This is a genomic window from Mycobacterium sp. D16R24 (assembly GCF_002013385.1).
In the GTDB taxonomy this organism is placed as follows: domain Bacteria; phylum Actinomycetota; class Actinomycetes; order Mycobacteriales; family Mycobacteriaceae; genus Mycobacterium.
Window position 1 is genome coordinate 198,435 of the sequence record NZ_MAEV01000007.1, and the last position, 19,364, is coordinate 217,798.

The following is a 19,364-nucleotide window of genomic DNA, read 5'->3' on the forward strand; positions in this document are numbered from 1 at the left end:
GGTTAGGTGTTCCACCGCCTGCTCGATAGCTCGGAGGCGATGTTCGCGGGCAATCGGACCACCGTCGCGTACTCGGCGTTCGGAAATGGCGCGCTCGATATCGACGCCCTGACAACAGCTTTCGATGCGCTGTTGCCGGCCTACCCGGTGCTGAACGCCCAGATCGTTACCCACGAACACGGCTACGCCCTGTGGCAGGCTCACCGCGCCCCCGCGCTGCGGGTGGGGACAGTCACCGGCCTGCCCGCGACGGGTTTCACCGTCGTCGACGCCGATGCGGTGTGCGCCGTGGATGTGGCCCAGCATGACAATGACTTTCGCTTGACCCTGCTGACCCATCACAGCATCGCCGATGCCGCCGCCTCGCTGCGCTATCTCGAGGCGTTGTGCGCGTTGTATACCCGCGTGGTCGCGACGGGGAGACCCGGGACGATCACGGCGCATCCGCTGGCCATATCGCTGGAGCAATTCCTCGCCGACCGCGGGTTCGCCACACCCAAGCCCTGTGCACCCCCTGCGCCACGGGCAGAGACGACGGTCGACGCAACGGTCATGGTTCGGCACGAGCGCACCCGGTTCGGGCGCGAACAGACCACACGGCTGTTCGGCGCGGCCCATGCGGCCGGACTCACCGTGCACGGCGTCGTCTGTGCCGCGATTGCGGTTGCCGCTCACGATCTTTCCGGATCGGCCGGGTCAGACGAATACGGCGTGGTGTCATCGGTGGATTTGCGTGCGCGGGTGGGGCCGCCCCTTGCGGCCGAGGCAGGGACCGTCATCCAGGGCTCGGACACTGCGACCGTCGAGATCGAGGTGCAGGATGACCCCGCGCGCATCGGACGCGCTGTGTTGGACTCTCTCGCCGAAGGCCTCGCCCGCCGCACAACGCATCAAGCGTTCCTGTCGCCGCGAGACATCTGGCGTCAGCCCGCATCGAACCCGCTCATGGTCACGAACTGGGGACGCATTCCCGCGTTGCGTCTGCCCGACGGACTACGAGTCGACGACTTTCGGGCCTCCGCAGGCGGCCTGCGAGCTGGTCGAGCCACAACTGCTCCACCAAGCTTCTTCGTCACCACCTGCGATGGACGGCTCAGCGTCGACCATCCGGTATGGGTGAACGACGAGTCCGATCCCACTGATGCGTGGACAGCGGCGCTAGGGCGGGCCTTCGACCGCATTCTGCGCTGACGGCCGCGGAGGTCCCAGCGGCCGGGTCGCATCGGCGACGCCATCGAATCAAAGGCCGACATGAAAGAGGCGCCCCGCAGTACGCAACAATTCGTCGCCTCGTGATTTCTGCCACGAAGTGGGACGATGCCTTCGCCGCCAGCAGAGCTACCCGCATCAACCGGCACGAACCACCTTTTGATCACCAGGTACTTCATCAACACCCTTGCGATGCCCACGCACCCGAAGGGGACACCGCTACAAGACGAATCTACGGAAGGGCTTTCCGCTCGATCACGGATACCCGATTGATCGCTCCTCGCAGATTAGCGGCCGCAGCACGTACCTTGTCCAGCTTCTTGTGATCCGCCGAATCTGCTTCAAGGGCAAGGAGCGCCGAATAGCTGTGATCAATATCCGTCAGCAGGATCGCCAGTTTCTTGTCAGACAATCGCGGTTGTAGTTCTTGGACAACCTCGAGGTGCGCACGAAGGTTGTTGTCCCGCAGCGAGCCCAGTGATCGACTCTTCTGCTCGACCTCAGCGACGGCATCGCGCAGTGAGACGATGGCAACTCGCACTTCGGGGAGCTGCTTGGCTGCTCTCCGCCACTTGGCATCGCGCCGCCCCAGTGTCGACATGATGGCGGCATACGTTGCAGTGACAGCGCCATACCCTGCTGCCACTGGCGTGACCCATTCCCAACTCATAGACCCGCCTGCCCGGCACGCCCGGAGCTGGGCATGTCGTATAGTGCGGGTATGCGTGACGTTGATATTCGCGCCGCATTAGTCGACAAGCTTCGGCGTGAATTCCACGGCGACAAGATCGTCAATGAAATGGGACTTTGCTTAGGCGCGACGCGCGTCGACGTAGCGGTGATCAACGGATCACTCCATGGGTACGAGATCAAAAGCGACCGAGATACTCTCGCGCGCCTTCCAGCACAGATCGAGCTATACAGCAAGGTACTGGATTTCTGTACCATTGTTTGCGGTGATAGGTATCTAAGCAAGATGCGCGAAGTAGTGCCTTCGTGGTGGGGAATCGTCGAAACTCGCGAGCTAGACGGTGGCGTGATTCTGAAACAGAGGCGGAAGCCGCGCCGCAACCGCGAGTGCGATTCACTCTCGGTCGCACAGCTGCTCTGGCGCGATGAAGCAGCTTCTCTCCTGAAGACCCACGGTGAATGTGTAAAGGCCCGCGAAACCCGTTGGAATCTCTGGGACCGACTGGCCGACTGGCCAATTGCGGATCTGCAGCTCGGTGTCCGTACGCAGCTCAAGGTTCGCCCCGCGTGGTAAGGCGGTCAACGACGTGGGCGATGTGATGGCTTGTTCCGATGGCGCGCCATGTCATCGCATTGCCTGATCTTGCCCCGTTCGGCACCGGATCCAAGTGTGCAAACTGCGCTTTCTCCGCGATCTGTGTATCACCCCAAGACAGTTCCGAAGTAAACTCCGGATGCTGCGCAACGACTTCACAGATGTCGAAGAATTGCGCGCTACCGCGGCGGTCATTCTTTCGCCCTTTCAACACGAGCCACGCCTCTGAAGCGGTGTATCTAATCTGAGGCGCCGGCGCAAAGGGGACCCCGGCCTGTTGACTGGGGTACGCGACGGCATAGTCACCGAAGGACGGCACTCTTAGCTTGTCCTGCAATCGATCTCGAACATTGCGCCACGTGGTGAGTTCCCATCGCGGCAGGTCGGCCAATCTCCACGGCGAGACGCCATCGAGCGCGTTAGGAAATCCTCCGGCCGCGAGTGTCAACGACTTCCACTCGTCGCGGTGGGGAAGATCTAGAATCACGAGCCGCGCGATTCGGGCCGCAAATGATGCCGAAGCCTCGTTGACTGCTCCGAAGTCGATCACCAAATCCACGCAGTCCGGTTGGGTCCTCAGCTGACTCAAAAGTCTGTCCAATGTTTTGGCCATCGGCTCATCGCGCTCGTCTAGATCTTCGTCTGACAGCCGTATGCAGACCTCGCGCTTGTCGAATCGCCCAAGCGACTCACGGAGGCGTTCGATCAATGCAACACTGTCGGAATCCATTGGGCGACAGACAGGTATAACCTTGGATTCATCTCGCTCATAGAACTCGTCGATAATGTTTGCAGCAGGAAAATAGTCCTCTACTGGGGGTAACGCGTGTAGATCGACAATGAGATCCTGTGAACCATTCCAGTTCTCGTATAGCCGACTCGACGTCTTCAACACCGTTGCGCTGACCTTTTCAGGGATCGGCTCACCGGTTTCGTCGTCCAATTCATCACCGGTCGGCATAAACTCGATGAGCGGAGTGAACTGTGCTGACCGGGCCTCCCCCATGTTTCGCAGCGCAGTGAACTCGCCGAGCCGAGCCTTGAGAATCGGAATGTAGTGACTTTGGTCCCGCATGCTTCCCCCATTCGCCAACATCGTCAACTCAGACTAAGGGGAGAGCGGTTGCGCTAGTGGCGGTTCGATGCGAAATTCTCGCGCACCTGTTCAGCATCTGTGGCCTCCTGCGCGGGGCCAGTTGTACGCCCGCCTACCGGCCGACAGCAGTACTAGACCGCATGATGTCCCGTTAGCGCCAACCGCTAGGGCGGGCCTTCGACCGCATTCTGCGCTGACGGGAGCGGAGGTCCCAGCGGCCGGGCCGCATCGGCGGCGCCATCGCCGTCAGCGTCGATAAGCTCGACATCCCAGCGACCGTCACCGGTAGTGTCGGCATAGACGGAAGACCCGGATTCGCTGGTACGGAAGGCTCTTTCGGCGTCACCGTCGCCATCAACATCGAGCAGCTGCTCGGGTCTGCCATCCCCGTCGATATCGGCTGCGCCACCGGTGTGTTCGACACCGTCCAGGCCGAACCAGCTGATCGATCCGCTTCGTTCCACGTGAAACGCCCACGTGCCCAAGCCATCATCGGTGAAGTACGCCTCGGGCCTGCCGTCGTTGTCCACGTCGAGGACGCTGTGGTCGGCCGAGCCGTCACCGTCGGCGTCCCACATCACATCGTCGAACAACCCGTCACCATCGAAATCCAGGCGCACCGCGTCGAGAATCCCGTCACCGTCCAGGTCGACATTGGGTGATGCTTCCCACGCGGTGACGACCCCGTCTCCCCCACCAAGGCAATAGTCCATATCTGATACGAGCCCCCGACGAGCCCGGGCGTTCCGTCCTCTTCGGGCATGTGGATAACCCCCCGGACAGAACGTGCGCTGATTTCGGTTCACATAGATAGGAGGGGAACCACAGCGATTCGGTTCCATCCGTAATCTCTCACCCCGTGGATGCCCCTACGCTCACGCTGCTTCTCAGTGCAGCAGCCGCCGCCGGCTGGGTCGACGCGGTTGTGGGTGGTGGCGGGCTCGTCCTCATCCCGGTGTTGCTGCTCGTCTTCCCCGGGATGACCCCTGCGACCGCGCTGGGCACCAACAAACTCGCCGCGCTGTCGGGTACCGCATCGGCCGCTGTCCGGCTCTTCCCCAAGACGCCCTTGAACTGGCGCGCGCTACTCGGAGCCTTCGTCGTCGCGGCGGCGTTCTCCAGCGCCGGTGCCTACACCGCCTCGCGGCTACCGGTGTCCGTCTTCAAGCCCGTGGTGCTGGTCCTGCTCGTGGCGGTGGGGGCGTTTGTCGCGACACGCCCCCATTTCGGAACCTCGACCACAGCCACCGCACGCACCAAGACCGCCACCCTCACCGCCCTGGCGGTGGCCGCCGTTCTCATCGCCTTCTACGACGGCATCATGGGCCCAGGCACCGGGACCTTCATGATCATCACGTTGACCGCCGTCGCGGGGATGACCTTCCTGGAAAGCTCGGCCACCGCCAAGGTGCTCAACTCCGGAACCAACGTGGGAGCGCTCGTCGTCTTCGCCTCGCAGGGCCATGTGCTGTGGCTGCTGGGGCTAGCACTCGGCGTCGCGAACATCGCGGGTGCTCAGCTCGGTGCGCATATGGCACTCGGACGCGGCGCGGGATTTGTCCGGGTGGTGCTACTAGTGGTTGTCGTGGTGATGGTCGGCAAGCTCGGCTATGACATGCTCGGCTGATCAGGAGCCGTCGCGGGCCGCCCACCATTCCTGCAGCGCCTCGACCGCGTCGTCGTGGTCGAGTGGACCCCGTTCCAGCCTGAGCTCCTTCAAGAACCGCCAGGCCTGTCCCACAATCGGTCCGGCGGGAACACCCAGCAGCTCCATGATCGCGTTGCCGTCGAGATCGGGCCGCACCCGCGCCAGATCCTCCTGAGCGGTCAGCTCGGAGATGCGCTCCTCGAGCCCGTCATAGTTGGCCTGCAGCCGGGCCGCACGCCGCTTGTTCCGCGTCGTGCAGTCCGCACGCACCAGCTTGTGCAGCCGGGGCAGCAACGGGCCGGCATCCGTGACATACCGGCGCACCGCGGAATCGGTCCACTTGCCGTCCCCATACCCGTGGAACCGCAGATGCAGATACACCAGCTGCGACACGTCATCGACCATCTGCTTGGAGTACTTGAGAGCACGCATCCGCTTGCGCACCATCTTGGCCCCGACAACCTCGTGGTGGTGAAAGCTCACCCCGCCGCCGTCCTCATGCCGGCGGGTGGCCGGCTTACCGATGTCGTGCAGCAGGGCCGCCCACCGCAGCACCAGATCGGGGCCCTCGTCCTCGAGATCCACGGCCTGCTCCAGCACCGTCAGCGAGTGCCGGTACACGTCCTTGTGTTGGTGGTGTTCGTCGATGGTCAGCTGCATCTCGCCGACCTCGGGCAGCACCACCGCGCCCAGCCCGCTGTCCACCAGCAGATCGATTCCGGCGACCGGATGCGCACCCAGGATCAGCTTGTCCAGCTCGACCTGCACTCGTTCGACGGTTATCCGGCCCAGTTGGCTGGACATCGCGTCCAGCGCCGTCAGCACCCGGGGCGCCACCGTGAAGCCGAGCTGCGAGACGAACCGGGCCGCCCGCAGCATGCGCAACGGGTCATCTCCGAAGGAAATCTCCGGAGCCGCCGGGGTATCGAGCACCCCGGCGCGCAGTGCCTCCAGCCCATTGAGCGGATCGCAGAATTCTCCGGGCCCGTCCGGCCCGATCTTGACCGCCATCGCGTTGACGGTGAAATCTCTGCGCACTAGATCACCCTCGAGGCTGTCGCCGAAAACCACCTCTGGATTGCGTGTCTGCTGGTCGTAGCTGTCGCTGCGGAACGTGGTGATCTCCACCCGCTGCCCCTTGCGCGCCACCCCGATGGTGCCGAAGGCGATACCGGTATCCCAGATGGCCTCGGCCCAGCCGGTCACCAATTCCTGCACCTGCTCGGGGCGAGCATCGGTGGTGAAGTCCAGATCGGTGCCCAACTTGCCCAGCAGGGCGTCGCGGACAGTGCCGCCCACCAGATACAGGTCAAAGCCCGCCGAATCGAAGAGCGCGCCTAACTCCGACAGCATCTTCTGGTGCCGGTTCAGGGTCACTGCGGCGGTGGCCAACAGTTCGGTGGTCGGTATCGATTCGGGCACGTCGGGCAGCCTACCGGCGCGTATCGATAGGGCTCTCAGTAGCGGGAACTACTATCACATGGGTGTCTGACTCCTCCGGCGGTTCCCGCACGGGTGGGTCGTCGGACGAGCCCAACGGTTCAGCGCGCGGCAAAGGGTCACGCCGTGGTCGGCGCAACCGATCGCAGGGCCGAGCACAGGGCAGGGCGCAAGGCGCCGGCACTCCGGCGGCCGCACCCGCCGCTGGCGCTTCCTCCGAATCCAATGGGGCAGCTGCCACCGGCGGAAAGGGCCGCGGGCGCGCGAAGGGCGGCACCGCAGGAATCTCGCTGCGTACCGTCCGCGAAACCTCCGCCGGTGGCCTGGTCATCGCGGGCATCGACGGCCCCAAGGATGGCCAGGTGGCGGCCCTGATCGGGCGCACCGACCGGCGCGGCCGGATGCTCTGGTCACTGCCCAAGGGCCATATCGAACAGGGCGAAACCGCCGAACAGACCGCGATCCGCGAGGTCGCCGAGGAGACCGGAATCCGCGGCAGCGTGCTCGCCGCACTCGGCAGCATCGACTACTGGTTTGTCACCGAGGGCCGCCGCGTACACAAGACCGTGCATCACTATCTGATGCGCTCCCTGGGCGGCGAGCTGTCCGACGACGATGTCGAAGTCACCGAAGTCGCCTGGGTTCCCCTCGGCGAGCTGCCCACCCGTCTGGCGTACGCCGACGAACGACGGCTGGCTGAGGTGGCCGGCGACCTCATCGACAAACTGCACTCCGGGGGGCCCGAATCGCTGCCACCCCTACCCCAATCCACGCCGAGACGGCGACCTCAAACGCACTCGAGTACCCACAGGACACCGGGCCGGCGAACCGGGCGCGGTCCGCAACAATGACCCGACTCACGCATCGCAGCGCGACGCGTGTGGCGGCAGTACTTGCCGTCCTCGCGCTTGTCTTGCTCGGCACTCCATGGTCCGCCCCCCGCGCGCAGGCCTATCGCGACGGGCAGTTCCTCAAGGTCGTCCTCGACGAGGTGACACCGCAGACCGTCACCACCGTCGATTCGATGGTGACCGTGCGAGGCACCGTGACCAACGTCGGCGATCGACCGGTCACCGATGTCGTCGTCCGGCTGGAGCGGGCCGAAGCCGTCGCCACCAGCTCCGAGCTGCGGGCCAGTCTTCATGGCCGCCATGACCAGTACCAGCCCGTCGGCGAGTTCGTCACTGTCGCAGGGACTCTCACACAGGGGCAGCAACGTCCCTTCACACTTGCCTTCCCGCTGCGCGGCGGCACCGGACCGACCTGGAACATCGCGGCCCCTGGGGTCTATCCGGCTCTGGTGAACGTCAACGGCACCCCGGACTACGGGGCCCCCGCACGGCTCGACGACGCCCGCTTTCTGCTCCCGGTTCTCGGAGTTCCGCCCCCGACCGGTGCTGCCTCCGAACCCGAAGTCGCCCCCGATACCTCCCGTCCCGTGGGTCTGACTCTGCTCTGGCCCCTGGCCGACCGGCCGCGACTGGTGCCCGGTCAACCTGGTGGACCGACACCCATACGACTGCTCGACGATCAGCTGGAACGCTCGCTATCTCCCGGCGGCCGACTGGACGCGCTGCTGGGCGCCCTGGAGTTCGCGACCGACCCGGCCGTCGACCCCAAGGGAGATCTGGGCCGCACGGTCTGCATGGCCGTTGACCCCGATCTGCTGGTCACGGTGAACGAAATGACCCTGGGCTACCAGGTTCTCGACAACGCCGCCGATCCCGCCGGTCCCGTGCACCCCGGCACCGGGCAGGGACTCGCCGTCGCATGGCTCGACCGGCTGCGCGCATTGGCCAGGCACACCTGCATCACACCGCTGCCGTACGCACAGGCCAGTCTGAACGCGGTCGCTCAGATGTCCGACGAGGGCCTCGCCCACCAGGCCACCACCGGTGCCGCCGACGTCCTCGATCAAGTTCTGGGAATCAACAGCCTGCGCGGCGCCACGCTGCTTGGCGACAGCCACCTCTCCAAGGCGGGTATCGACCTGCTCACCGGACTGGGGCCGACCGTCGCGGTGTCGGCTCTGCCCTCGGGTGAGGAAACTCCACCCGACTTCAACGCGCGCCGCGTGTCCGACACCGTCGTCGCGTCACCCTTCGACCCGTCGGTGGGTGCCGCGCTGAGTGCCGCCGGTCGCACACCCAGCACCCCCGAATACGTGCCGACTTCACTTCGTTTTGCCTTGCAACATGATTCACGCGTGGCGCGGATGCAGGACGCGCTCGGCGCGATGGCCTGGCAGGCGCTCACTCCCCAGCAGACTCCCCGCCAGACGATTCTGCTCCCGGACGCCACCTGGGACCTGTCCGACGGCGAGGCACGCGCCATCCTGTCCGCCACCTCCACGCTTCTGCACGCCGGACTCGCGCTACCCCGACCACTGCCGACGGTCATCGGCGAGGCGCGTGCCGGCGCCCAGGCCAATCCGGTGGATACCGCGTTCGGAGTGGATTCCCACGGTGCTGTGGACGATGGGGTGTCGCTGGGGCTGGGCGACGAGGTCCGGCGGCTGTGGGGACTGACCGCCGCCTTGACTGTGGATGCTCGCACCGGGCTCACCGGTGCCCAATACACCGATCCGCTGCGCCAGGACGCCCTGCGCGCCGTGAGCCAAAGCGTGCCGCCGGACGCGCGTGACGACACCGCCCAGGAACGGCTCTCTGCCATCCGCCGGACGGTCGGCGACCTGTTCAACGCCGTCACCGTCGTCAATCCAGGAGGTTCCTACACCCTGGCCACCGAGCACAGCCCGCTGCCGTTGGTGCTACGCAACGAGCTTCCGGTACCGATCAGAGTCGCCCTCCGCGTCGAGACACCCGCCGGCATGAGTGCGACAGATGTTGGTGTGCAAGAGATTCCGCCCGGATTCTTGCCGGTGAAGGTTCCCGTCGAGGTCAACGTGTCCCAGCGAATGGCGGTAGACGTCACGCTGCATACGCCCGACGGTCTGCCCCTGGGCGATCCGGTACGTCTCTCCGTGCACTCCAACGCCTACGGCAAGCCGCTGTTCTTCATCACCATCAGTGCCGCGACGGTGCTCTTCGCGTTGACGGGCCGGCGCCTGTGGCACCGGTTCCGCGGTCAACCGGACCGGGCGGATCTGGATCGCGACAACGAAACATGGCAGCCGTGAGACAGCCGCTGGACCCCCTACCCGATCCCGAGTCCGACGACACGATCGAGGAGCTTTCCGACGCGGCCGTCGTCGCACACTCGGGCTCGATGGCCGTGGCCACCCTGGTCAGCCGGATCACCGGTTTCATCAAGCTGCTGTTAATCACCGCGGCGCTCGGCGCCGCGTCCGCGAGCGCGTTCTCGACTGCCAACCAGCTGCCCAACATCATTGCCGCACTGGTGCTCGAGGCCACCTTCACCGCCATATTCATTCCGGTGCTCACCCGCGCCGAGCGGGAGGACGCCGACGGCGGTCTGACCTTCATCCGCAAGCTGCTGACCATCGCCACCACGCTGCTACTGCTGACAACGGTGCTCTCCGTGCTGGCCGCACCCCTGCTCGCCGCACTGCTACTCGGCGGCGACCCGAAGGTCAGTACGCCGCTGACCACCGCACTGGCGTATCTGCTTCTGCCACAGATCTTCTTCTACGGCCTGTCCTCGGTGTTCATGGCGATCCTCAACACCCGCAATGTGTTCGGGCCCCCCGCCTGGGCTCCGGTATGGAACAACCTCGTCGCCATCGCCGCGCTCATTCTGTTCTGGCTCATGCCCGGCGAGCTCACGCTGGACCCAACCCGGATGAGCGATCCGAAACTCCTGGTGCTCGGCATCGGCACCACGCTCGGCGTGGTGACCCAGGCCCTGGTCCTCATCCCGGCGATCCGGCGCCAGCGGATTCCCCTGCGACCGCTGTGGGGGATTGACGACAGGCTCAAACAGTTCGCCGGCATGGCCACGGCCATGTTCGCGTACGTGGCGATCAGCCAGCTCGGATTCGTCATCACCAACCGGATCGCCGCCCACGCAGCCGATTCCGGCCCCATCATCTACAACCAGACCTGGATGATCCTGCAGCTGCCCTACGGGGTGGTCGGCGTAACCATTCTCACCGCGGTCATGCCGCGGCTCAGCCGAAACGCGGCCGCCAAGGACACCGCCGCGGTGGTTGGGGACATGTCGCTGGCCACCCGGCTCACGATGGTCGTGCTGATCCCGGTGGTGGCGGTGATGACCGTCGGCGGTCCGGCGATGGGGCCGGCACTTTCCGCCTACGGGCACTTCACCCTCGGCAACGCCCACTACCTCGGGCTCTCAATCTCGCTCTCGTCCTTCACCCTTATCGCGTACGCCCTTGTGCTGCTACAACTTCGGGTGTTCTACGCGCGGCACGAGGCGTGGACGCCCACGCTGATGATCGTTGTGATCACCGCGGTGAAGATTGTCGGCTCGGTGATTGCCCCGCACCTCACCGACGACCCCAGCCTGGTCGCGGGTTATCTCGGTGCCGCCAACGGCCTCGGCTTTGTCGCGGGGGCCATCTGCGGATACCTGTTGTTGCGCCGGAGCATCGGGCGCGCCTCCGGACCGCTCATCGGTCCAGACGTGGCCCGTACGGTGCTGGTCACTCTCGCCGTCTCGGCGACCGCGGCCGCCATCGGCCTGGGCGTCGACCGCGGATTCGACCTGGACCTGCTTACTCGGGCGGGCGGCGGCCTGGGCTCGGTCCTGCGGCTGGCCATCCTGGGCACCGTCATGCTCACGGTCACCTTCGCACTCATGGTGGCGGTCAAGCTCCCGGAGGCACTCAGCGTCGTCGCCATGCTGCAGCGCCGCCTGGGCGGTCGACTCGGGGCCGGCGTCCAAGATCACGCTTCGGTCATGGGCAACTCCCCTGCGCCAACCCTGCCGTACCCTGATTCGGGTGATCGAGTCGGCGGCGGTGGTGCCGACGACTCCACAACCGCAAACAAACCAGCGCACGGGGGCGGTGCTGATACGAGAAAGGGCCGGGCCGTGACAGACACCCCAGGGTCATCGACCCGGTCTGTTTCCACCCAGCCCCCGTCCGGGGGTTCAGCACCCACCTCGATGAGGCCCGGTGCCAGCATCGCGGGCGGCCGCTACCGCCTGCTCACCTCGCACGGAGGCCCGGACGGGCTGCAGTTCTGGCAGGCCACCGATACCGAGCTGAATCGGCCGGTGGCGCTCACCATCATTGATGGCGCCACCTTCAGCTCCGATCAGGTGCAGGACATCCTCTCGAATACCTTGCGGCTCAGCAAGATTGGATCAGCGGGCCTGGCCCGAGTGCTAGATGCCGTGCGTGAGGGAACCGGTGGCATCATCGTCGCGCAGTGGGTCCGAGGCGGTTCGCTGCGCGAGGTCGCCGATACCGAGCCGTCCGCTGTAGGTGCCAGCCGAGCCGTCCGATCCCTCGCAGAGGCTGCCGACGCAGCTTTTGAGGCCGGGTCGGCCCTGAGCATCGACCACCCCGATCGCGTGCGTATCAGCATTGACGGAGACGCGGTGCTCGCGTTCCCCGCCACCCTGTCCTCGGCCACCGCGGACGAGGACGTTCACGGCCTCGGCGCCACCCTCTACGCGCTGACCACACGCCGCTGGCCGCTGGCCGAAACCGGCCAGCCGAGCGGCCTTCCCGGTGCCAGTCGGGCTCCTGACGGTCTGCCCGTGGAGGCACGGATCATTGTGCCGACGGTCCCCACGGAGATCTCCGATGTGGCCGCACGCGCGCTGAGCGATGATCCCGGCTCTGCCGCAGACCTACTCGACGGGCTGGAATCAGCCATCGCGAGCGTCGACCACACCACCATGCTGGAGCCCGCCGCCGCGGCGCCCACCCAGGCCCTGAACGTGGGCCGGACCCATGGGTTCCATGGTCCGGGGGATCTCGACGACGACCAGGATGACGAGAATCTCGACGACGACCCGGAAGAAGCCGCACGCCACCGCAAGATCTTCCTGATCGGGCTCGGCGTGGTCGGCGTTCTCGTCATCTCACTGTGCATTGCACTGGGTGTCTGGGTCACGCGGATCTTCGGCGACGTCGGTCCCCTGGACAAGATCAATGTCGGGATCGGATTACCCACCCAGTCGTCCAACGGCGACACCACGAAGCCAGGTAGCCCGGCCAAGATTGTGCAAGCGACCGTGTTCCCTCCGGGCCCCGACGCCGATCAGCCCGGCAAGGCAAGTCTGGCCGTGGATGGCAACGCTTCCACATCGTGGGCAACCGACACCTACACCGATGCCGATCCCTTCCCGGTGCTCTTCAAGCCCGGTGTGGGGCTATTGCTCGATCTGCAGTCCGCGAGCGCTCTGAGTAGCGTGAGCATCGAATCTCACAGTGTCGGAACACAAGTGCAGATTCGTTCCGCCGACTCGGCTACGCCCGGCTCCCTCAACGACACCAAGGAGATCTCCGCTACCACCACCCTGCAGTCCGGCAAAACAACGATTCCGATCACCAGCAGCTCGCAGGTCTCTCATGTGCTGGTCTGGATCAACAAGCTGGGTTCCACCAACGGTGATCACCACGCGGAAATCGGCGAAATCACGGTCACAACTGCTTCCTAGCTGCAGGATCGCCTGACAGTCGAGGAGTTACCGAACGGTTTTCAGTATGGCTCCGCAATTTCTACCCCTATATTTTTCGCGGTAGTTGAAACCCGATGGCAACCTCGGATTTGGGCGCTGAACTGCTGTTCATGTTGCTCAGTTACGCAAATCACTGTTACAGATTATTGAAAGTTGTATAACAGTTTGCTGTGGGGTCAGCTCGTGGTCGACGCCGAGCCCCATTTTTGATTACTGTGCGCGTGTGGGCATGGTTCAGGGGGTTCTCACGACTCCTCAGCACTCGGACGCCGAGTTGTTGGCTGCCCATGTCGCCGGCGATCCTTCAGCCTTCGAACAGCTGTTCCGCCGTCACCACCGTCGGCTCTACCGACTGGCGAGGGCCACCAGCCGCACCCCCGAGGATGCCGCCGATGCGCTCCAGGAGGCGATGCTGTCCGCGCACCGCGGGGCCGCCAATTTCCGCAATGACGCCGCCGTCACCAGCTGGCTGTATCGCATTGTCGTGAATGCCTGTCTGGACCGTCTGCGTCGCACCAAGGCGCACAGCCCGATCGAACTCGAAGAGGACGTCTACACCCTCGACGACCCGTCGACCAACATCGATACCTCGATCGTCATCCAGAAGGCCCTGCTACGGCTGCCCGCCGAGCAACGCGCCGCGGTCATAGCAGTCGATATGCAGGGATACTCGGTGGCCGATGCCGCTGAGCTGCTCGGTGTGCCCGAGGGGACGGTAAAGAGCCGCTGTGCGCGAGCACGCGCACGTCTGGCCGTCGCCCTGCACTATCTCGACAAAGCCGGCTCCGTCGAACCGGAAACCATCGACTACTAGCCGTGTGCCACCGTGTCACGATCCGCCTACCAATTGGGCAACTGGCGTGGCCAGCGGTAGCTGGATATGGGAACAATGAACTCAAATGGTCAGCAGCACCCCGGACAGCCCCGAAGGCGAAGGTAACCTCGACATGGTGAACCTCGCCGAGGTACCGCTGTCACTCGAGGTCCTGGCCGACCTGCAAGCCGGCGTCTATGACGCCGGCGACGCTGAGGTACTTCGGCAACGGGCAGAGCAGGATCCGGACGCGCGCACGGCGCTCGCCGCCCTAGATCAGGTGCGTGCCGACCTGGTGGCGTGGATGGAGAGCCCCGCACCCGATGTACCCGAGGCCGTCGTCGACAACATCGTTGCCGCGCTGCACGCCGAGTCAGCCCAATCGACGTTGCCTGCGGTAGCTGCGCATGCCGTTCGGCCCACCGACCCCGGTCTCAACTTGGTGACCGGCCCGGTCCCGCTGGACCATCGCCGACGCCCCGCGGCAAAGCTTCGCTGGATCGCATACTCCAGCGCCGGGTTGGCTGCCGCCGCCTGTGTTGCCGTCGCGATCACCGTGGTCGCGCAGAACAATCACCGCGCCTCCGAAACCACCACCGCCGTGGGTCCATCGCTATCGCAACAGATCGGACCCAAGACGGGCGCCCCTGTGGCGCCGGAGTTGCCCGCACACAGCGCACTGGGTGGGGCGTCGTTCCCGATCTCCGGCAACGAGATCACCGCCCTCGTCGGCCGCACCCCCGCGTTCGGCGATCTAGAGGATGCCTCGCGGCGTGCGTCCTGCCTCACCGGCCTCGGCTTCTCCGCTTCGACGCCCGTACTCGGCGCGCAAACGCTGGACATCGACGGCCCCGCGGTGCTGATGGTCCTGCCGGCCGAACGTCCGGGCGAGCTGTTGGCCGTGGCCGTGCGGCCCGGATGCAACCAGTCCGATCCGCAGCGGGTGGCCCAGACCCGGATCGGTGCGACACCCGGCCGGTAGAACCCCGCCCGCCCGGTGTAGCTCCCACCGCCCCGCCCAGTGTTATCTCCCACCGCCCCGCCCGGTGCGGAACATCCCGCTCTAGGCTGTTGTTTCAGCACTCGCAGGGCCTTGTGTGGAACAGGGACTCAGATCGGATCAGAAGGGAACCGCATGTCGGAGGTTGTATCGACCGAGTCCGAATCGGACGTCCACGAGCTCATCATCATCGGCTCCGGACCCGCTGGGTACACCGCGGCGGTCTACGCAGCCCGTGCCCAGCTGAAACCGATTGTCTTCGAGGGCACCCAGTTCGGCGGTGCATTGATGACCACCACCGAGGTCGAGAACTACCCCGGCTTCCGCGAGGGCATCATGGGGCCCGATCTCATGGACCAGATGCGTGAACAGGCCATTCGCTTCGGTGCCGATCTGCGCACCGAGGACGTCGACGAGGTGTCCCTGCGCGGACCCGTGAAGACCGTCACCGTCGGTAACGAGGTTTACCGTTCCCGGGCCGTCATCCTGGCCATGGGCGCCGCACCGCGGTATCTGGGTGTACCGGGCGAGGACACCCTCCTGGGCCGCGGGGTGAGCTCGTGTGCCACCTGTGACGGTTTCTTCTTCAAGGATCAGGACATCGCCGTCATCGGCGGCGGCGATTCCGCGATGGAGGAAGCGACATTCCTCACACGGTTTGCCCGCAGTGTGACACTCATCCACCGCCGCGACGAGTTCCGCGCCTCCAAGATCATGCTGGAGCGCGCGTACGCGGATCCCAAGATCAACGTCCTGACCAACACCAAGATCGTCGGGGTCGAGGGCACCGATTCGGTGACCGGGCTCAAGCTGGAGAACGCGGTGACCGGGGAGTCCTCGCAGCTGCCCGTCACCGGCATGTTCGTCGCGGTCGGACACGACCCGCGCAGTGAACTCGTCCGTGACGTCGTCGATGTTGATCCCGACGGATATGTGCTGGTGCGGGGCAGAAGCACCTACACCTCACTGGAGGGTGTGTTCGCGGCCGGCGACCTCGTCGACCGGACCTATCGCCAGGCCGTTACCGCCGCCGGAAGTGGTTGCGCCGCAGCCATCGACGCCGAACGGTGGCTTGCCGAGACGGCACATTCCCAGACCCTCATCGAGGCTTAAGCCTCACCGCCACTGATCACAAGGAGAACCATGAGCGACCACGCGACCATTACCGTCACCGACGATTCGTTCCAGGAGGACGTCGTCTCCAGCAACAAGCCCGTCCTGGTGGACTTCTGGGCGACATGGTGCGGGCCCTGCAAGATGGTGGCCCCCGTGCTCGAGGAGATCGCCAAGGACCACGGTGATGCGCTCACCATCGCCAAGCTGGATGTCGACGCCAACCCAGAGACCGCTCGCGCGTTCCAGGTGACCTCGATCCCGACGCTGATTCTGTTCCAGAATGGTGAGGCAACCAAGCGCATCGTCGGTGCCAAGAGCAAGTCGGCGTTGCTACGTGAGCTGGATGGGGTCGTCTAACCGGCCCAACACCGCTCGGTCGACAGGGCCGAGAGTTTCGCCCATCGCCTAGGCATCTGAGACAATATTGCGGTCCAGACGACGGGCACCCGCTCTCTGGTCGATGGTCGTGCGGTTTCTCGTGAAAGGCGGAGTATGACGACAGGCGCGTCGAACATTCGCCACGGCGATCGAGGCCCGGCCGTCACTGAGGTGCGCGAGGTGCTGACCGCACTCGGGTTCCTGGAGGACCCCGATGAGGTCCTGGCGACCGGTCGGCACGTCGCAATGGACCACTTCGATGCGACGTTGGACGACGCCGTGCGGGCATTCCAGCAGCGCCGCGGCCTACTGGTCGACGGGATAGTCGGTGCCGCGACCTATCGCACCCTCAAGGAAGCCTCATACCGTCTCGGGGCGCGCACCCTTTTCCATCAGTTCTCGGCGCCCATGTACGGCGACGACGTGGCGACCCTGCAGAAGCGTCTGCAAGATCTCGGGTTCTACACCGGCCTCGTCGACGGCAACTTCGGCCTGCAGACCTACAACTCGCTCATGTCGTACCAGCGCGAGTACGGCATGACCGCCGACGGTATCTGTGGACCGGAGACCCTGCGCTCCTTCCAGTTGTTGGGCCGTCACGTGACCGGCGGATCTGCGCACGCCATTCGCGAGACCGAGCACGTCCGTAACGCCGGCCCGCAACTGTCGGGAAAGCGCATCGTGATCGACCCCGGTCTCGGCGGGGTTGACCGCGGCGTGATCGTGCCCGGCCGCGAGGGCCCGACCAGCGAAGCAGACATGTTGTGGGACTTGGCAAGCCGTCTCGAGGGACGGATGACCGCCATCGGGATGGATACTTACATCTCGCGCGCCATCCAGAACAACCCCACCGACATCGAGCGCGCCGCCTACGCCAACAATGTGGGCGCCGATCTGATGATCAGCCTGCGTTTCGACTCGCAGCCCACGGTGGCGGCCAGCGGCGTCGCGTCCTACCACTTTGGCAACCTGCACGGCTCGGTGTCCACCATCGGGCACATGCTGGCCGACTTCATTCAACGAGAAGTCGCGGCACGCACCGGATTACGTGACTGTCGCGCGCACGGCCGTACCTGGGACCTGCTGCGTCTCACCCGGATGCCCACCGTGCAGGTGGACATCGGATACATCACCTCGCCGAATGACGTCTCCATCCTCAGCGCCGCGCACTACCGCGATGTGGTCGCCGAGTCGATTCTGGCGGCAGTCAAACGCGTGTATCTACTCGGCAAGAATGACAGACCCACGGGCACATTCACTTTCGACGAATTGTTGGCCCACGAACTGTCCGCCGGGAGCTAATTCCCACTCCGCACCTCCATGGCGCTCGCCGGGCAGACGCTCCGCGGGATGGCAGTACCGTCCGCATCGGCCTCGAACAATTCCGGGTACTGGGCGATGCAATATCCCGACCCCATGCATGGATCCTGATCGACGGTCACGGTGAACCCGTCACCGGGCGTGCTCATGCTCACGCCCTCGTGAGCATGGCGGGCAGTCCACCGTCCAGAGTCACCGAGAAGTTGAAATGGTGCTTGGGTTTCCAGCCCTTCGGCAGCGTCAAGCGATACCTCTGGAAGATGACCGCCAGCAAGAACTGCCCATTCATGTACCCCATGCCAGTGCCCAGGCAATGGTGCCTACCCGACCCAAATGGCATGAACGCCAGCCTTGGACGCTGCTTAGCCCGCGCCTCGTCCATGAATCGGTTGGGGTCATAGGAGTCCGGTTCCACCCACCATCGCGGATCTCGATGCATCGAGTACAGCGATGGGCCGACGATGGTGTGCCACGGAATGAAGTACCCGCCAATCACATCGTCCTCCATCGCGAACCTCGGATTGAGCGGGTGGCCCTGAAGTCTCTGCCCCTCGTCGAAACACGCTTTCGCCCAGGCCAACTTGGGCAAGTCATCCGGGGTCGGGAGTGCGCCGCGCAAGGAGTCGATCTCTGCGTAGAGCCGCCCGAGGTGATCGGGATGCGCCAGCAGTAGCGCGAGCGTCCACGACAGCGATGCCACCACCGTCTCGTATCCGCCCGCCATCAAGATCATCAGTTCCATACTGAGATCCCGTTCGGACAAGGGACTTCCGTCATCGTAGGTAGCCTCCAACAACAGGCTCAACAGGTCCGGTGTCTCGACAGGGTTCCGGCGGCGCTCCTCGATCAGCCGCTTCGTCAGTCTCCGCAATCGCCACATGGACCTGGGTGCGGTATCCCGTCCGAGCAAGGGGAACAGACGCGGCAGTGAACTCATCAGCGTCACCGAGGCCATCAGCGACATGAAAGTTCTTAAGTCGACATCGGTTTCGTGGATCTCGCGCTCAGTAATCGCCGAGGAGAACATCGCGCGAAGGAACGCCGGCAAGGTGACCTGCGCGAAGGAACGCTGCAGATCCACTGCCTGCCCCGTGTCAACCCATCGTGACCACCGGTCAACTCGGGTGACAAACTCGTCGGCGATCACCTCGGGCAACCCGTGCCAGGTGACGGCGTCCGAACATCGGCATGAGCATCCGGCGCCGCTGCCGGAACTTCTCCCCTCCAGCATCGGAATCGCCGCGCCGATCATGCCCATTGCCGCCTGGCCCGGTCCGATCATGCTGTAACGGCCCACCGGATCATCCATCACCTGGCTGGCGTAGTCCGGGTGGTTTGCCACAACGATGCTGCCGCCCAAGGGAAATGGGACACGGTAGATGTCGCCGTACTCCTGGGCACAGCGGCGAAAGAACTCGAACGGTTCCCGCCGCATCTCCACGACACTGCCCACCACGGGTCGGCCAATTGGGCCGGGTG

General features: G+C 64.9%; 15 protein-coding genes and 2 pseudogenes. 11 read left to right on the plus strand and 6 right to left on the minus strand.

From position 1 onward, the window contains the following. Positions 1-39 precede the first annotated feature (39 nt). Positions 40-1,191, plus strand: a complete 1,152-nt coding sequence (locus B4383_RS06190) for an acyltransferase (protein WP_078289986.1) — start codon at positions 40-42, stop codon at positions 1,189-1,191. A 250-nt stretch (positions 1,192-1,441) separates the two neighbouring features. On the opposite strand, the gene B4383_RS06195 is transcribed toward B4383_RS06190, so the two are convergent. Next, on the minus strand, positions 1,442-1,879 hold the full coding sequence (locus tag B4383_RS06195) for a hypothetical protein (protein ID WP_139360567.1): 438 nt from the start codon (positions 1,877-1,879) through the stop codon (positions 1,442-1,444). A 51-nt stretch (positions 1,880-1,930) separates the two neighbouring features. On the opposite strand from B4383_RS06195, the gene B4383_RS06200 reads away from it, so the two are divergent. Next, positions 1,931-2,473, plus strand: coding sequence for a sce7726 family protein (locus B4383_RS06200; RefSeq protein ID WP_078289749.1), 543 nt, complete (start codon positions 1,931-1,933; stop codon positions 2,471-2,473). On the opposite strand, the gene B4383_RS06205 is transcribed toward B4383_RS06200, so the two are convergent. Together B4383_RS06205 and B4383_RS06210 are read right to left on the minus strand one after the other, a co-directional pair. Next, positions 2,451-3,590, minus strand: a complete 1,140-nt coding sequence (locus B4383_RS06205) for a beta family protein (RefSeq protein WP_078289747.1) — start codon at positions 3,588-3,590, stop codon at positions 2,451-2,453. The genes B4383_RS06200 and B4383_RS06205 overlap by 23 nt on opposite strands. Before the next feature lie 164 nt (positions 3,591-3,754). After that, positions 3,755-4,303: a pullulanase gene (locus B4383_RS06210; RefSeq protein ID WP_078289745.1), complete on the minus strand. Its 549-nt coding sequence runs from the start codon at positions 4,301-4,303 to the stop codon at positions 3,755-3,757. A gap of 167 nt (positions 4,304-4,470) precedes the next feature. Here B4383_RS06210 and B4383_RS06215 point away from each other — a divergent pair, with 167 nt between their 5' ends. Further along, on the plus strand, positions 4,471-5,217 hold the full coding sequence (locus tag B4383_RS06215; RefSeq protein ID WP_078289985.1) for a TSUP family transporter: 747 nt from the start codon (positions 4,471-4,473) through the stop codon (positions 5,215-5,217). Here B4383_RS06215 and B4383_RS06220 read toward each other — a convergent pair whose 3' ends face one another. Next, complete coding sequence (locus B4383_RS06220; RefSeq protein ID WP_078289743.1) at positions 5,218-6,660, minus strand: CCA tRNA nucleotidyltransferase; 1,443 nt, start codon at positions 6,658-6,660, stop codon at positions 5,218-5,220. A gap of 62 nt (positions 6,661-6,722) precedes the next feature. On the opposite strand from B4383_RS06220, the gene B4383_RS06225 reads away from it, so the two are divergent. From B4383_RS06225 to B4383_RS06260, 8 genes are all read left to right on the plus strand, one after another. Then, a complete protein-coding gene (locus tag B4383_RS06225; protein ID WP_139360569.1) occupies positions 6,723-7,529 on the plus strand; it encodes an NUDIX hydrolase in 807 nt (268 codons plus the stop codon). Further along, positions 7,526-9,817, plus strand: a complete 2,292-nt coding sequence (locus tag B4383_RS06230) for a DUF6049 family protein (RefSeq protein WP_078289742.1) — start codon at positions 7,526-7,528, stop codon at positions 9,815-9,817. Before B4383_RS06225 ends, B4383_RS06230 begins: the two co-directional genes overlap by 4 nt. Further along, a complete protein-coding gene (locus B4383_RS06235) occupies positions 9,805-13,236 on the plus strand; it encodes a lipid II flippase MurJ (RefSeq protein ID WP_078289741.1) in 3,432 nt (1,143 codons plus the stop codon). Before B4383_RS06230 ends, B4383_RS06235 begins: the two co-directional genes overlap by 13 nt. Before the next feature lie 250 nt (positions 13,237-13,486). Continuing rightward, positions 13,487-14,071, plus strand: a complete 585-nt coding sequence (sigM, locus tag B4383_RS06240) for an RNA polymerase sigma factor SigM (RefSeq protein WP_078289983.1) — start codon at positions 13,487-13,489, stop codon at positions 14,069-14,071. Positions 14,072-14,156: 85 nt separating this feature from the next. Beyond that, the gene (locus tag B4383_RS06245) at positions 14,157-15,053 is read left to right on the plus strand and encodes a hypothetical protein (protein WP_078289739.1); all 897 of its coding nucleotides are present in this window, start codon (positions 14,157-14,159) and stop codon (positions 15,051-15,053) included. A gap of 153 nt (positions 15,054-15,206) precedes the next feature. Then, complete coding sequence (gene trxB / locus B4383_RS06250) at positions 15,207-16,184, plus strand: thioredoxin-disulfide reductase (RefSeq protein WP_078289738.1); 978 nt, start codon at positions 15,207-15,209, stop codon at positions 16,182-16,184. Between the two features lie 30 nt (positions 16,185-16,214). Next, positions 16,215-16,544, plus strand: a complete 330-nt coding sequence (gene trxA, locus B4383_RS06255; RefSeq protein ID WP_078289737.1) for a thioredoxin — start codon at positions 16,215-16,217, stop codon at positions 16,542-16,544. A 135-nt stretch (positions 16,545-16,679) separates the two neighbouring features. Beyond that, the gene (locus B4383_RS06260) at positions 16,680-17,867 is read left to right on the plus strand and encodes an N-acetylmuramoyl-L-alanine amidase (protein ID WP_078289735.1); all 1,188 of its coding nucleotides are present in this window, start codon (positions 16,680-16,682) and stop codon (positions 17,865-17,867) included. A 44-nt stretch (positions 17,868-17,911) separates the two neighbouring features. On the opposite strand, the pseudogene B4383_RS06265 reads toward B4383_RS06260, so the two are convergent. After that, positions 17,912-18,034 (minus strand): annotated as a pseudogene (locus tag B4383_RS06265) (ferredoxin); the annotation flags it as partial. 2 nt (positions 18,035-18,036) lie between these two features. Then, positions 18,037-19,320, minus strand: a pseudogene (locus B4383_RS06270) (cytochrome P450). Positions 19,321-19,364: the final 44 nt, after the last annotated feature.

Coding starts and splice junctions, on each gene's coding strand:
- B4383_RS06205 (WP_078289747.1), bottom strand. CDS start 3,590: ATGTTGGCGAATGGGGGAAGCATGCGGGACCAAAGTCACTACATTCCG.
- B4383_RS06230 (WP_078289742.1), top strand. CDS start 7,526: ATGACCCGACTCACGCATCGCAGCGCGACGCGTGTGGCGGCAGTACTT.
- B4383_RS06190 (WP_078289986.1), top strand. CDS start 40: ATGTTCGCGGGCAATCGGACCACCGTCGCGTACTCGGCGTTCGGAAAT.
- B4383_RS06200 (WP_078289749.1), top strand. CDS start 1,931: ATGCGTGACGTTGATATTCGCGCCGCATTAGTCGACAAGCTTCGGCGT.
- B4383_RS06235 (WP_078289741.1), top strand. CDS start 9,805: ATGGCAGCCGTGAGACAGCCGCTGGACCCCCTACCCGATCCCGAGTCC.
- B4383_RS06245 (WP_078289739.1), top strand. CDS start 14,157: ATGGTCAGCAGCACCCCGGACAGCCCCGAAGGCGAAGGTAACCTCGAC.
- B4383_RS06210 (WP_078289745.1), bottom strand. CDS start 4,303: ATGGACTATTGCCTTGGTGGGGGAGACGGGGTCGTCACCGCGTGGGAA.
- trxB (WP_078289738.1), top strand. CDS start 15,207: ATGTCGGAGGTTGTATCGACCGAGTCCGAATCGGACGTCCACGAGCTC.
- sigM (WP_078289983.1), top strand. CDS start 13,487: ATGGTTCAGGGGGTTCTCACGACTCCTCAGCACTCGGACGCCGAGTTG.
- B4383_RS06260 (WP_078289735.1), top strand. CDS start 16,680: ATGACGACAGGCGCGTCGAACATTCGCCACGGCGATCGAGGCCCGGCC.
- trxA (WP_078289737.1), top strand. CDS start 16,215: ATGAGCGACCACGCGACCATTACCGTCACCGACGATTCGTTCCAGGAG.
- B4383_RS06195 (WP_139360567.1), bottom strand. CDS start 1,879: ATGAGTTGGGAATGGGTCACGCCAGTGGCAGCAGGGTATGGCGCTGTC.